A 15,073-nucleotide genomic window follows, 5' to 3' on the forward strand; every position below is an offset into this window, starting at 1 on the left:
TTGGAGAGTTTAATATGTTCCCTCAGACTAATAAGTTTGAGGGAACTTTTGTTTAGGGGGTCGTACTTTTGCGCAGAACTAAAAATATGTGCAGAAATGCCAGAGGTTTTGAATATAACTAAGAAAGAATATACATAACAAGTTTATATAAAATAATAGAGTATGCTCCGTAAGGGGTATACTCTATCTATATGATAACTCATGGTAAAGAAAAAGTCTATTAATTTATTTATTTTTACCTTATAATTTCTATTGTCGCAACAAATAAAGATTTTGAGAGGAGAAAATTATGAATAAGAAGAAGATAGCAAATATTCCATTTGGTCCGTATATTACAGTTTTAGCAGGGGCAACTGTTAATGGAAAAGCAAACTATACGACCATTGGAGCATACGGAGTTGTAAGTCAAAAAACTGTACTTTATATTTCATTGAAAAATACTCATTGTACAACTGCTGGAGTATTGGAGAATGGTTTTTTCTCTGTAAATATTCCGTCATCTGAGGCTGTTGAAAAAACTGATTATTGTGGCACTGTTTCTGGTAATAAGGTAGATAAATCAGAGATTTTTGAATCGTTTTATGATGAATCAGGAAATGCACCAATGATAAAAGAATGCCCTGTAAATTACCTTCGCAAGGTAATACAAACTATACCTATATTTGATTTTACAATGTTTATAGGTGAGATTGTTGCTGCATACGCAAATGAAAACTGCTTAGAAAATGGAAGGCCCAATGCACTCAAAGTTAAGCCAACAGTATTGATGGACTCTGGATACTTTGATTTGAATGATAGAATAGGCTCCATATTCAAAACATGCAAGGGCAGTAGATAAACAATGATTATACTACCTGCAAAATATTGTTGCGTAAAAGAGCATGACAACAGAACTTAACGACCCCCTTAATTATGGGGGTACATCTTTACGCAAAATTAGATTTAATGCGTATTAGTATCATTTTTCTATCAAAACACATGTTGAGTGTGTTATGTTGATCGTTAAGGAATAGGCTGGTTCTAAGAGTTTTGAAGTTTTTTAGATAAAAATTGAATTGTTTTTATGTTCCCTCAGACTAATAAGTTTGGGGGAATTTGCTTTAGGGTTCTAACTTGTACGCAGAATTAGGGATTTCTGCGTTAAGGTACGGTTTTTACATAATTATGAGGTTAATGCATAGAAACAACTTGTCTAAGATATTACCTTTAATTAACCTTTGCGTGAATTTATTTTGGCAGCGATACAATAAATACTACCCTGTTAAATTACTTGAAAAATACCCTCCCACCAAGGGGATAATATCAACCTACGACATCTTTATTGACCTCTCAAGGCATGTTGAGAGTATAATTCTGATGACGTATTGTGGGTTATAGGAGAAATAATAAGATTCGACAACAACATATAGTGGTTAGAGGACGAAAGTTGGGTCAAAAATCAGTGAAAAGCACCGTTTTTTGACCCTTAAAAATAGAGCATTTGACAGATGATATTGGGCAATTGGGGATATTTGAAGAGTAAATGGATAAATTTGGTTGATAAAATGGCAGGTGAATTATATACTATAGATAAACATTAGTAGAATGTTAAGATGGTATTTTCTAATGTGCTTTTTTGTAAACAACTAAATCATGATGGGGATGGTTTAATGAATAAAAAATTTATTTTATTGATAGTAACTTTAATATTTTTATTAACTGCTTGTACAAATAGTAGTAGTGATAATGAGCAAGATAATCAAAAGGTTCAAAGTAGTACACCATTATTAGAAGATACAATTGTAGAATTAGAAGATTTCTCATTTCAATTATTAGATTATTACTTAGTTAAATCTGAGAATGATGCCGTAAAAGATTCAGTTGCTATATATGAAAAGATTAGTAAGACAACTGTTGATAGTACTAAATTAGGATTTGATATAGGATTCCATGGCTCAAATTCTGAAGTTAGCAAGAGAGACGGTTATCTCCTACTGACGCTTAATTATAATCCAAATAAAAACAATACCTCTCAGCGTGATTCTGTTATTCCTAAAATGGATATCAGTGCAGTAGATAATGAAGGGGATGATTTAATTTTATTACATAATTCAATGGATGATAAATATATTCAAGTAGAAGATCCTATTGGAATACTTGTATTTAAAATATTTGGAGATATAGAAACTATTGATTTTGTGTTTGATGGAAATATGTATAAACTTGAATTAAAATAAGAATATAGATTCTATGAATACTAATTATTAAATCATAACTATTGAATATTATCTACATTTTGCCCATAGAATAGAATACATTATGAGTAGGATATGAAATTATATTCTAATAATCAAATAAAATTAAAATAATAAATGCATTAAGATGTTACATCTTAATGCATTTATTATATATAGCTTCAAAGCTAAATATAAAAACTATAAGAGATAAGTTTTCGGTCGAACCAAAGACTAAATAAATTTCTCCATGAACAAACAGATGGAGGCAAAGTAGATCCAAAACGTAAACCAATACTAAGGACATAGAGGGTGGTTTTCTTTGAGCCTTTTTGGAATAATCTATAAAGAGGAGCTTCCATCTCGTGCTAAGTATGTATATATGTATCTGAAAGACAGATGTGATGCAAAGGGTGAATACTGGCCAGCTATTAATACCATTGCAAAAGACACATCCATGTCAAGAAGTACAGTAAAGAGAGCCATAGCTGATTTAATCCGTTGTGGTTTGCTTAGAAAAGAATCACGTTATAGGTAGAATGGAAGTAATTCATCCAATAGATATTTTTTAATTATAGAATAATTTTTGAATAAAAGAGATTAAGAACATAAAAAACATGTATTTTCACCAAGGGGAAATTACATGTTTTGTGGACTGAGGTGGGGGTCAGAATGAACCAACCAGAAGGACTCATTTTAAAAATATACTTAACATCAGAAAAGAACAAGTGGTAATATGTACAATAGATAATATAAATATTTTCTTTTGTTTTTCCTGTTTCGTAGTTGATTATTTACGGTGATTTTTGAGATATTGAACGATTATGTTGAATTTATGAATTGTAACTGTTATAATATTTTGAGATTGATATTTGTATTATAGTGGTGTGGAGTAAGGGATTGAAACGAAATCGACTATCTATGAAGAGGTGTTATTATGGGCGTAAGCTATAAAAAACTATGGAAATTAATAATCGACAAAGACATGAGGAATGTTGAAGTAAGAAAATCAGCAAAGATCAGTCCGGCTACATTCACAAAGCTTAAGAAAAATGAAGTGGTATCTCTTGGTGTATTACTCAAGATCTGTAAAATGCTTGAATGCGATATTGGCGATATAGTAGAGGTAGTTAATGAAGTAGAATAATGTCCATTTTTATGGAGAGACATCCTATTATAGCTAAAATAGAAGCTGGGAATACTTATTAGGAATTGGTAGTTAATGTATTGAAAATATAGTAATATTAAGAAGAAAAAATATAAAACTTTGATAGAAATTAAAGCCAAAAGTGAAAGTCTTAAAAAAATACCCTCGGTCATTGAGGTGCTTATTATAACAATTGGAGGGATATAAAATGACAAGTGCAGAGCAACGAGCGGAATTACAATCTCAAATCTGGAAAATAGCCAATGATGTCCGTGGTTCAGTAGATGGATGGGATTTTAAACAATATGTTTTAGGAACTCTTTTTTATCGTTTCATAAGTGAGAACTTTTCTAGCTATATTGAAGCTGGAGACGAAAACATCAATTATGCAGAACTTGATGATGATATTATAACTAAAGAAATTAAAGATGATGCCATTAAAACAAAAGGGTATTTCATATATCCGAGTCAGTTATTTACTAATATTGCAAAAAAAGCAAATACAAATGAAAGCTTGAATACAGATTTGGCAGCCATATTTTCTGCTATTGAAAGTTCAGCAAATGGTTATCCATCTGAACTAGATATTAAAGGACTATTCACTGACTTTGATACGACAAGCAATAGACTTGGAAATACCGTAAAGGATAAAAACAGTCGTTTAGCCGCTGTAATTAAAGGCATTGAGGGACTTAATTTTGGTGAATTTGAAAATAGTCATATTGATCTTTTTGGTGATGCCTATGAGTTTTTAATTTCTAATTATGCTGCCAATGCAGGAAAATCTGGAGGTGAGTTTTTTACACCGCAGTGTGTATCTAAACTTATTGCACAGTTAGCGCTTCACAAGCAAACAACCATCAATAAAATTTATGACCCTGCAGCTGGTTCGGGTTCACTTTTGTTACAAGCAAAAAAACAGTTTGATGCTCATATTATCGAAGATGGCTTTTATGGACAGGAGATTAATCATACGACTTATAACCTTGCCCGTATGAATATGTTTTTGCACAATATAAACTACGATAAGTTTAATATTGCTTTAGGAAATACACTTTTAGACCCTCGATTTGGTGATGAAAAACCTTTTGATGCCATTGTATCTAATCCTCCATATTCTATAAAATGGATTGGCAGTGATGATCCAACCCTAATAAATGATGAGAGATTTGCCCCAGCAGGAGTATTAGCTCCAAAGTCAAAAGCTGATTTTGCCTTTGTGCTTCATGCCCTTAGTTATCTTTCAAGCAAAGGTCGTGCTGCTATCGTTTGTTTTCCTGGTATTTTTTACCGTGGCGGAGCAGAACAAAAAATCAGAAAGTATTTGATTGATAATAACTTTGTAGAAACAGTTATTTCATTAGCACCTAATCTTTTTTACGGGACTTCAATAGCAGTTAATATTTTAGTACTTTCTAAGCATAAAAGCAATAATAAAACCCAGTTTATTGATGCAAGTGGCGAAGATTTTTACAAGAAAGAGAACAATAATAACATACTGACAGATAATCACATTGAGCAAATTCTAAAAATGTTTGACAGTAAAGAAGATGTTGATTATGTTGCAAAATCCGTTGAGTATGATGCAATCGTTCAAAATGATTACAATCTGTCTGTAAGCTCTTACGTGGAAGCTAAAGACACAAGAGAAGTTATTGATATCAATGAGGTGAATGCAGAAATAAAAACGACCGTAGCAAAGATAGATAAGCTTCGAGCTGACATTGATGAGATTATTGAGGTGATTGAATCATGATGAAGCCGAATTTTATGGAGAAACTACTTGATGGTGTTGAAGTTGAATGGAAGGCGTTGGGGGAAGTATCTAATGTTTTACGCGGTAGAAGATTAACTAGAAATCAACTATCTGATGCTGAGAAATTTCCTGTGTTTCATGGTGGTTTAGAGCCATTGGGTTATTACGGACAAAGTAACAGACCAGCCCACAGTGTAATGGTTATAAATGTTGGTGCTTCTGCTGGTATAGTAGGGTACAGTGCTGTAGATTTTTGGTCTTCAGATGGATGCTTTTGTATTCAACATTCGGATTTATTAAATAATAAATTTATATATTACTTTTTAATTGGTCAGCAACATTTATTGCGTTCGAAGGTACGTGTTGCTGGTATTCCAACTCTAGATGCGATAGTTGTGGAAAAACTCCAAATCCCAATCCCACCTCTAAAAGTACAAGAAGAAATCGTCCGTATTTTGGACGCTTTCACGAAGCTTACAGCAGAGCTTACAGCAGAGCTTACAGCTCGTAAAAAGCAATATGAGTATTATCGTGATAAGTTGTTGACTTTTGAAGAGGGCGAAGTTGAGTGGAAGGCGTTGGGGGGGCTTGCCGAGAATCTTGACTCAATGCGTAAACCGGTTACTAGTGGTGTAAGAGAGTTTGGAGATATTCCATATTATGGTGCATCTGGTATTGTTGATTATGTAAAAGATTATATTTTTGAAGGAGATTTTTTACTTATTTCGGAAGATGGTGCAAATCTACTTGCTAGAAATACACCAATTGCATTTAGTGCCAGTGGGAGGATATGGGTAAACAATCATGCTCATGTACTTAAATTTAAGACTTATGAAGAACGTAGATTTGTTGAATTTTATTTAAATTATATTGATTTAACTCCCTATATATCGGGGGCCGCTCAACCCAAATTAAATCAGAAAAATTTGAATAGCATCATGGTTCCAAATCCATTGCCTTTACAAAAAAAGCGTATAGTATCTATTTTAGATAAATTCGACGCCTTGACATCCTCAATTACCGAAGGTTTACCTTGTGAAATAGAATTGCGTCAAAAACAATACGAGTATTATCGTAATATGCTTCTTAGCTTTCCAAAAAAGGAGGTAGAGGATTAAGATGGGTGTTTCATTAACTGATATTGCAAAGCAGTTAAAAGATAATGATAAAAAGGTTCAACTAATTTATGCCTTTAATGGAACTGGTAAAACAAGACTTTCACGGGAATTCAAATTATTAGTGGAACCGAAAGTAGATGGTGAAATGGAGTTAGTGGAATCAGAAGTAGTTAGTAAAAAAATCCTTTATTATAATGCTTTTACGGAAGATTTATTCTATTGGGATAATGACTTAGAAAATGATACTGAACCAAAACTTAAGATTCACCCTAACTCATTTACAAGATGGATTTTTGAAGAGCAAGGACAAGATAGAAATATTATTTCTCATTTTCAACATTATACTGATGAGAAATTAACTCCACATTTTAATGAAGAATATGCTATTATAGATAAAAATGGGGAGAATATATCGGTTGGAGCGTTTACAGAAGTAACATTTTCATATGAACGTGGTAATGATGAGCGTTCAAATAATATTAAAATTTCAAAAGGAGAAGAAAGTAACTTCGTATGGTGCGTTTTCTATTCTCTACTTGAACAAGTTATTGATGTTTTAAATGTAGCTGAACCAAGTGGTAGAGAAACAAATCAATTTGACCAGATGAAATATATATTTATTGATGACCCTGTAACTTCATTAGATGATAACCATTTGATGCAGTTAGCTGTAGACTTGGCTCAATTGATCAAAAAAAATGATTTTGAATCTGGACTAAAGTTTATTATTACAACACACAATCCTATCTTTTATAATGTGCTCCATAATGAGTTGAAATCTAAGACTTGCTATATGCTAGGACGGCAAGAAGACGGTACTTTTGAACTGCAAGAAAAAAGAGGAGATTCAAATAAGAGCTTTTCTTATCATTTGCATTTGAAGAAGACTATAGAGGAAGCAATTGAGAATAATCAAGTAGAAAGATATCATTTCACTCTTTTAAGAAATCTATATGAAAAAACAGCTAGTTTTCTTGGATTTCCAAAATGGTCAGAATTATTACCTGGCAACAAAGAAAGTTATTATAATCGTATTATTCAATTTACAAGTCATTCTACACTCTCAGATGAAAGTGTAGCAGAACCATCTCCCCAAGAAAAGCAAACTGTTAGGCTATTACTTGAACATTTGATAAGCAACTATAGCTTTTGGAAGGAGGCATAAAGATGAGTGATTACAAAACCATTGCCGAATCAAAAAAATTTATAGTTTTAGATAAATATGACAAATGTTTTCAGGTGTGTGAGGGCTATCAAAGTGAATACAGTTTAGAGCGGGAGTTTATCAGTGATTTAGTCAATCAAGGCTATGAACATCTGCCTAATTTAACAACTCCTGAAAAAATGTTTGCTAATGTTCGTGTAGAGTTGCAAAATCTTAATCATGTAAAATTTTCAGAAGCTGAATGGATTAGGTTTTGTGAAGAGTTTTTAGATAAACCTAGTGACAATTATATTGATAAAACTCGTAAAATTCATAATGATTATATTTATGACTTTGTCTTTGATGATGGGCATATTCAAAATATTTACCTGGTAGATAAAAATAATTTTGCCAATAATAAAGTGCAGGTAATTTCCCAATTTGAACAGAAAGGTACTCAAGCCAATAGATATGATGTTACCATTTTAGTTAATGGCTTGCCCTTAGTACAAGTGGAGCTTAAAAAGCGTGGGATTGCTATTCGTGAAGCCTTTAATCAGGTTCATCGGTATAGTAAGGAAAGTTTTAATTCTGAAAACTCTTTGTTTAAATATTTACAGATTTTCGTGATTTCTAATGGCACAGATAGCAGGTATTTTGCTAATACAACGAGACGAGATAAGAATAGTTTTGATTTTACTATGAATTGGGCAAGATCAGATAATAGCCTGATTAAAGATTTGAAAGATTTTACAGCGACTTTTTTTCAGAAAAATACTTTGTTGAATGTACTGCTAAAATATTCTGTTTTTGATGTGAGTGACAATCTTCTGATTATGCGTCCTTATCAAATTGCTGCTACAGAAAGAATTCTATGGAAAATCAAAAGTTCCTATGTATCCAAAAACTGGAGCACCACTGAAAGCGGAGGATATATTTGGCATACAACAGGTTCAGGAAAAACCCTGACAAGTTTTAAAGCAGCACGTTTGGCGACTGAACTGGATTTTATTGATAAAGTATTTTTTGTTGTAGATAGGAAAGATCTAGACTATCAGACGATGAAAGAGTATCAACGTTTTTCTCCGGATAGTGTTAATGGTTCAGAGAGTACCGCAGGGTTAAAGCGTAACATTGAAAAAGATGATAATAAAATTATTGTTACGACTATTCAAAAGCTTAATAATTTAATTAAGAGTGAAACAGAATTGCCTATATATAATAAACAAGTGGTATTCATTTTTGATGAAGCTCACCGCTCGCAATTTGGCGAAGCTCAAAAAAATATTAAAAAGAAATTTAAGAAGTTCTATCAATTTGGATTTACAGGTACGCCTATTTTCCCAGAAAATGCTTTGGGTTCTGAAACTACTGCCAGTGTCTTTGGTCGAGAGTTGCACTCTTATGTAATTACTGATGCCATTAGAGATGAAAAAGTTTTAAAATTCAAAGTAGATTATAACGATGTACGTCCCAAATTCAAAAATATTGAAACAGAACAGGAGGAGGAAAAGCTATCGGCAGCAGAAAATAAAGAAGCTTTGCTACATCCTGAGCGAGTTAAAGAAATCTCTCAATATATTCTTGATAATTTTAGAATAAAAACGCATCGCCTAAATACGAATGGAAAAGGATTTAATGCTATGTTTGCTGTTAGTAGTGTTGATGCAGCCAAATTCTATTATGAAGCGTTAAATAACTTACAAAAAGAAAGTGATAAGCCTCTTAAGATTGCTACAATATTTTCCTTTGCTGCTAATGAAGAGCAAAATGCTATAGGTGAAATTCAGGATGAAACTTTTGAACCATCAGCAATGGATAGTAGTGCAAAAGAGTTTTTAAGTTTGGCTATTAAAGATTATAATGCCATGTTTAAAACCAATTATGGTGTAGAAAGCAATGAATTTCAAAATTATTATCGTGATCTTGCTAAACGAGTGAAGAATAAAGAAATCGATTTATTGATTGTAGTAGGAATGTTTTTGACAGGTTTCGATGCACCTACATTGAATACTTTATTTGTTGATAAAAATCTTAGATATCATGGTTTAATACAGGCTTTTTCAAGAACAAATCGTATTTACGATTCTACTAAAAACTTTGGAAATATTGTTACTTTTAGAGACTTAGAACAAGCAACTATAGACGCAATTACTCTTTTTGGAGATAAAAATACTAAAAATGTAGTGTTGGAAAAAAGCTACAAAGAATATATGGAAGGATTCACTGATGTGGCAACTGGTGAAGCCCGCCGTGGATATGTAGATGTAGTCAAAGAATTACAAGAACATTTTTCTAGTACGGATGATATTGTTACTGAAAAAGATAAAAAAGAGTTTGTTAAACTCTTTGGTGAATATTTGCGTATTGAAAATATCCTTCAGAATTACGATGAATTTTCAGCTTTAAGAGCTTTACAAACAATAGATATTACTGACTCTAAGACTTTAGAAAAATTTAAATCAACTTATTATGTAAGTGATGAAGAGATAGCTACTATGCAAGAGATTAAAGTGCCTGAGGAAAGAACTATTCAAGACTATCGTTCTGCATATAACGATATTCGCGATTGGCTACGTCGTGAAAAAGCTGGAAATGAAAAAGAAAATTCCTCTATTGATTGGGATGATGTTGTCTTTGAAGTAGATCTTTTAAAATCACAAGAGATAAATTTAGATTACATTCTTGAACTTATTTTTGAAAAAAATAAAAAAGTAAAGAGTAAAGAATTGTTGATTGAAGAAGTACGTCGTATAATTCGATCTAGTGTGGGGAACCGTGCAAAAGAAAGCTTAGTAGTTGATTTTATTCATCAAGCAGATTTAGACGAGATTCAAGATAAAGCAAGTATTATTGAGGCCTTCTTTTTATTTGCACAAGCGGAGCAAAAACGGGAAGCGGAAGAATTGATCAATGCTGAAAAACTAAATGAAGAGTCTGCAAAAAGGTATATTTTGAATTCGTTAAAAAGAGAATATGTCAGTGAAAATGGAACGGACCTTAATGAAATTCTTCCTAAAATGAGTCCGCTTAATCCTCAATATTTAGCAAAAAAGCAGAGCGTTTTTCAGAAGATTTCTGCTTTTGTAGATAAATTTAAAGGTGTGGGTGGAAAGATTTAATAATATTAAAATATAAAGGATAATGTGGATAAATGGCAGAATTTAAATATGAAGTAACTCAAAAACATGGTAAATTGTCAGAATCTTCAAAGGGTTGGACAACGGAACTTAGGAGTATAAGTTGGAACGAAAAAGAAGCTAAGTACGATCTTCGAGAATGGGCGCCTAATGGCGAGAAAATGGGAAAAGGCATTACCTTGTCAACAGAAGAATTAGTTAAGCTAAAAGAATTTTTAAATAATATGGAAATATAGCGGCTAATTAGCATCAAGGATAGGCACTCAAATAAATTTGTTTTATTTGAGTGCCTTTTTGAAGATGTATTTTGGTTGAAGTTTTTGTTATACTTTTAAGCTAATTAACAATCTGGAGCTGACAGAGCATTATGGAAAGTGAGGTGAGGTAGATGATGCAAAGGCATATGCCGCTTGGCTATAAGATAGTAGATGGAAAAGTAATAGTTGATGAAGAAAAGGCAGCTGTGCCTAAAAAGATATTTGAGGAGTACCATAAAGGATGTACTTCGGCTGGGTAACAACATGAAAACATCAATGCAAATTGTAATAGATAAAGCCTTCAAATATAATAATTCTTTTGAGGGTTTTATTCATTACAATTTTGATACAAAAAGTATTAGAATTTATTTGTAAAAGGCAAGAGTCTAAATTACCAAAATGAGACTACATAATGCAGATGTAACTTTAGTAGTGAATTTTTCAGAAATATACTCTGCCACCAAGGGCATATCAGATACATACGACATCATTATTGTACTCTCAAGGCATTGTGAGGTAGTTGTTAAGCTAGAAAAGAATGAAACTGAGTAATATCAATAGTTAGAGCCATTGAGTGTGTAGATGACATTCAATGGTTTTTGTTTGTGGGAATATGTCTACTTGATTTTCTAATCATTAAATAATCATAACAATCATTATATTTGTCAAATTATAGAATTATTAGTTGAGAAATGCTGGAAGATGCTATAGAATTAAGGTAATATTACAAACACGCGGATCAAAAAAATCTTTAAGAAATTTAATATACTTTAATTTTAAGAATATTTGAAGCTATAGACTGTATTAGCAATTTCAGCATATTAAATTTGTCGCATAAATAATTTAGCCTAAGAGTCTACTAACTTGTTCAAAGTATTAGAAGGTATATTTATTTCATTATGAAGCGCTAGATAGATTCTGAAATTGTCCAAGCATGAAATTCTAACCCATGCTGGCAAGATTAGTGCTAAGGCAGCTGAACTTAAGGCAAAGACAGAGTATAAGAAATATAAGGAGTTACATTTATATGATGTTTCCAAGGCAGAAAAAAATTATATCAAGGCCTTGGAAGATATGGAAGTGAAGTTATTAGGTGAAGGAGATAAAAAATAAGGATGTATTATATCTACAATGGGAAGTTCCGTAAAATGAAGAAGCAGTAATAGTACCTATTTTGGAATTTCAGTCCTGTACTGGTCCTGAGTGTGATTAAAAAGGTTCTTTGACTATGATAAAGAGCAAGACCCCTATGAAGATAAAATTTGAATAAAAGAAGTGTATTGGTAACACAATACGTAGCTTTTATTGGTTGCTGAATCTGCAACTGTTGGTGGTGAATGTGATAAAATCAAACATTTATTAAAATGAATTTGGGAGAGGTGGACTATGATTATACCTGAGCAAAAAATACAAATATTTATAAGCTCTGCATGTGGTAATGAGCCTGAAAAACAAAAATATAATTTCGTGCGTGAAGCACTTAAAGTATTAATTGAATCAACGGGTTTTGCAAAAGCTTATGTTTTTGAATCCGAAGGAGCTTCCACGACTTCGGCGGGACAGCACTATACATATGCATTGGAAGATTGCGATGTATGTATATTTCTGATCGATAATAACGATGGTGTTCCAACAGGAGTTCAAAAGGAAATTGATACAGCTAAAAAGCATGGTATCAAATCACTTTTCTATTTTTGTGACCAATTCTCAAAAGCAGAAACGCCACTGCAAAAAAGCTTGAAGGGCGCAAAATACGCAAAAAGTGAAACCATACATGATTTTAAAAGCCTTATCAAAACCGGTGCAATAGATTTAATTAACGATTTAGTAATGATATATAAGCACTACTGCAAAGGACGCTTAACATGGCATGAAGAGTCATCGATAGAGCAATCTGCTGATATTTCAAATATTGAATTATCTCTCTATTCAGATAGTATTGCACAAAAAGATGTACTTACTAATATTGACTGTTGTGTTGAATATTTTACAAAGCTGATTCTTGAGCTTTCAAATGACGAAGTGAAAAAAACAGGAAACATAGACCAATTATGCGCTGCTTTTCTCCCCGTGTTATTTGAAGGGGCTACCGTCAATGAATATAACTTGAGTTCATTATTATTAGAAATTGAGAAACATCAAACTTCGCAGCATTTTACTGTAACAAAAAAGCGGTACGAGGCCATCAAGGAATATTATTCCGGAAATCAAGAAGCTTGTATAAACAAACTAGATGAAGCATTGCAAATAGCAAAACAAAATTGCTTACCTGAATGGCTTATAAAAGATATACTCATTGATTTGCGGAATCAAGATATGTTCTTACAGGAAAGCCGAAATACTTACTCGCTAAAACCGAAATATCAAAACGAACTGGATAACAGTCAATCTTTGCTTTATTACCCATTATTGGACAGGCTAGACAGTAATTATTATGAAGGTATTATTCAACAGGATATTAGATATAAAACTGAAACTCCTGGGACTGTTACTTACGGTCACGGGCTAGGTGCACATATTAAATCACTTACAGGCATTTATGTATTAGCGATGTATAATGGCTCACTTACTCATTTAGAGTTACTATACGAACGTATAAAACTTATTTCATTTTATTGTGCAACTAGGTATTCAAATTGGAGCATAAAAAAACTGCTGCTAAAAACTACAATTATATTTGGTAAACAAAAGGAAACTGACGGCATAATTCGATGTTTTGGTGATTTGCTAAGTAAGATGAATGAAAACGATGCATATGAAATTTATTCTTTTTCGAACAACAGACCAATTGCTCATAAACGGTTTATTAGCAAGTTAGATGCGTTTAGAATTACTTGCTATTATATGGATGATGAAAGATTCAGTTTTGTTTGGTCTGAGTTATATGAGCTTATTTCCAAATGGATTAAAGATGAAAATTCCGTAACTGTAATAGGTTATGAGATATTCCCTGCCCTTGAAGGGAGTTATTTGCGTATCTCTCAGAACCAACTAATTGAAATCATATGCAACTGTATTCATAATAACAAACGTCGATTTTACGACGAAATATTTAAACTGATTAGGAAATGCATAAATCTTGACCAAGCGTCTCCAGAAAATGTAGCTAATCTATTGGAAGTCATTATAAATATTGTACAAAATCCAGATGAAAGGACACATATTCATGGTCTAGAGGCAGCGCTGTTTACACTTAGGAAAAAGCATAGGGATCTAACAGAAGAACTTGATAAAATAATTGCTGATGAAATGCCTGATTTTTATGACAGCACTTACCGTTTGGAGACAACTGTCGAAGAGAACACGGATATGCCAGTTTTTCTGAAGTCATATATAAATCAAGTGCAGAAAGACAACGAAGAACAAGGAAAAAATGGGACATTTTTTGATCGAGGGAATCTGCCGCATATTACTATCAAGAATATCTTACAGCAAAGTACGGCAAAGTTTTCTAATGACTTAATTGATTCTGCGTTTCAAGTCTCGAGTGAAACGTTATTAAGGGAAAAACAGACGATTGAAGCAAAAATAGATGCTATGGAATTGCTTGTTTACTTGCTCAAATCTCGAACTAGCGTACAAGAGCGTAACAAAAATAAGATAATAGAATTATTGTCGAGCAAACCGCAAGTGGAAAAGGCACAGGCTATCATGACGAATCTAAGTGAAACAAATCTCAGGTTTTCTGCACTTCTTTTATATAATTGTTTAGGCGAAGATATTACAGTGGAGTTACTTAATATATTAGCAGATATTGGCGATGATACTTTATCAAATAGAAAAGCTAGTGCAGCATTTTTGAATTATCTAGAAGCTAACAATTCCCCTGTGTCTGACATTCAGTTAGAACATATAATATTACAACAGGCGATAGAGTGGTGTGTGGAATCCGACTTGGATATTCGTTGGAATGCGGTTCAAATTCTGTTTTTATTATTGCAAAACATAGAGAATAAGAATGTTGTATGTAATCAATTAGTTAAGCTAATGGACACAGATAATTTCTACATAAAAAATAAAATACTTAGAAATATTTACCTATTAAAAGATGTTGATTTTGAAACATACAAATACATTATTCAAAAAGCATCTGTAGATACAAACTATGTAGTGCGTAAAGTTGCTAATGAGGTACAGGTGGAACTTGGGTCACTTGGATAAATAATTATATTTACATGTATTTAACGTTGAGTACATTTTGGATACAAAAATTTTGTCAAAAGCAAAATAGAAACCAAAACACAAATAAATAATAAGACATCAGAAATCAAAACAAAAATGTTAATGCTGAGATGTTC

General features: G+C 32.4%; 12 protein-coding genes. All 12 read left to right on the forward strand.

The features are described from left to right. Positions 1 to 289 precede the first annotated feature (289 nt). Complete coding sequence (locus RBU61_RS04950; RefSeq protein WP_308878477.1) at positions 290 to 838, forward strand: flavin reductase family protein; 549 nt, start codon at positions 290 to 292, stop codon at positions 836 to 838. Between the two features lie 811 nt (positions 839 to 1,649). Beyond that, positions 1,650 to 2,216, forward strand: a complete 567-nt coding sequence (locus RBU61_RS04955) for a hypothetical protein (protein WP_308878478.1) — start codon at positions 1,650 to 1,652, stop codon at positions 2,214 to 2,216. A gap of 319 nt (positions 2,217 to 2,535) precedes the next feature. Continuing rightward, positions 2,536 to 2,751, forward strand: coding sequence for a helix-turn-helix domain-containing protein (locus tag RBU61_RS04960; protein WP_308878479.1), 216 nt, complete (start codon positions 2,536 to 2,538; stop codon positions 2,749 to 2,751). 399 nt (positions 2,752 to 3,150) lie between these two features. Beyond that, entirely contained in the window at positions 3,151 to 3,360 is a 210-nt protein-coding gene (locus RBU61_RS04965; protein WP_308878480.1) for a helix-turn-helix transcriptional regulator, read from the forward strand. Between the two features lie 208 nt (positions 3,361 to 3,568). Beyond that, positions 3,569 to 5,116, forward strand: coding sequence for a type I restriction-modification system subunit M (locus tag RBU61_RS04970; protein WP_308878481.1), 1,548 nt, complete (start codon positions 3,569 to 3,571; stop codon positions 5,114 to 5,116). After that, positions 5,113 to 6,234 (forward strand): restriction endonuclease subunit S, encoded by a 1,122-nt coding sequence (locus RBU61_RS04975; RefSeq protein ID WP_308878482.1) that lies wholly within the window; start codon positions 5,113 to 5,115, stop codon positions 6,232 to 6,234. The genes RBU61_RS04970 and RBU61_RS04975 overlap by 4 nt, the downstream gene beginning before the upstream one ends. A gap of 1 nt (position 6,235) precedes the next feature. Continuing rightward, positions 6,236 to 7,399, forward strand: a complete 1,164-nt coding sequence (locus RBU61_RS04980) for an AAA family ATPase (RefSeq protein WP_308878484.1) — start codon at positions 6,236 to 6,238, stop codon at positions 7,397 to 7,399. Positions 7,400 to 7,401: 2 nt separating this feature from the next. Next, complete coding sequence (locus RBU61_RS04985; protein ID WP_308878485.1) at positions 7,402 to 10,500, forward strand: type I restriction endonuclease subunit R; 3,099 nt, start codon at positions 7,402 to 7,404, stop codon at positions 10,498 to 10,500. Positions 10,501 to 10,532: 32 nt separating this feature from the next. Then, positions 10,533 to 10,754: a PC4/YdbC family ssDNA-binding protein gene (locus tag RBU61_RS04990; RefSeq protein ID WP_308878486.1), complete on the forward strand. Its 222-nt coding sequence runs from the start codon at positions 10,533 to 10,535 to the stop codon at positions 10,752 to 10,754. Between the two features lie 152 nt (positions 10,755 to 10,906). Further along, the gene (locus tag RBU61_RS04995; RefSeq protein WP_308878488.1) at positions 10,907 to 11,035 is read left to right on the forward strand and encodes a hypothetical protein; all 129 of its coding nucleotides are present in this window, start codon (positions 10,907 to 10,909) and stop codon (positions 11,033 to 11,035) included. Between the two features lie 664 nt (positions 11,036 to 11,699). Then, positions 11,700 to 11,888, forward strand: a complete 189-nt coding sequence (locus RBU61_RS05000) for a hypothetical protein (RefSeq protein ID WP_308878489.1) — start codon at positions 11,700 to 11,702, stop codon at positions 11,886 to 11,888. 273 nt (positions 11,889 to 12,161) lie between these two features. Then, positions 12,162 to 14,936, forward strand: a complete 2,775-nt coding sequence (locus tag RBU61_RS05005) for a hypothetical protein (protein ID WP_308878490.1) — start codon at positions 12,162 to 12,164, stop codon at positions 14,934 to 14,936. Positions 14,937 to 15,073 lie beyond the last annotated feature (137 nt).

The organism is Tissierella sp. MB52-C2 (genome assembly GCF_030931715.1).
Classification (GTDB): Bacteria; Bacillota; Clostridia; order Tissierellales; family Tissierellaceae; genus Tissierella.

Coding starts and splice junctions, on each gene's coding strand:
- RBU61_RS04950 (WP_308878477.1), top strand. CDS start 290: ATGAATAAGAAGAAGATAGCAAATATTCCATTTGGTCCGTATATTACA.
- RBU61_RS04955 (WP_308878478.1), top strand. CDS start 1,650: ATGAATAAAAAATTTATTTTATTGATAGTAACTTTAATATTTTTATTA.
- RBU61_RS04965 (WP_308878480.1), top strand. CDS start 3,151: ATGGGCGTAAGCTATAAAAAACTATGGAAATTAATAATCGACAAAGAC.
- RBU61_RS04970 (WP_308878481.1), top strand. CDS start 3,569: ATGACAAGTGCAGAGCAACGAGCGGAATTACAATCTCAAATCTGGAAA.
- RBU61_RS04975 (WP_308878482.1), top strand. CDS start 5,113: ATGATGAAGCCGAATTTTATGGAGAAACTACTTGATGGTGTTGAAGTT.
- RBU61_RS04980 (WP_308878484.1), top strand. CDS start 6,236: ATGGGTGTTTCATTAACTGATATTGCAAAGCAGTTAAAAGATAATGAT.
- RBU61_RS04985 (WP_308878485.1), top strand. CDS start 7,402: ATGAGTGATTACAAAACCATTGCCGAATCAAAAAAATTTATAGTTTTA.
- RBU61_RS04990 (WP_308878486.1), top strand. CDS start 10,533: ATGGCAGAATTTAAATATGAAGTAACTCAAAAACATGGTAAATTGTCA.
- RBU61_RS04995 (WP_308878488.1), top strand. CDS start 10,907: ATGATGCAAAGGCATATGCCGCTTGGCTATAAGATAGTAGATGGAAAA.
- RBU61_RS05005 (WP_308878490.1), top strand. CDS start 12,162: ATGATTATACCTGAGCAAAAAATACAAATATTTATAAGCTCTGCATGT.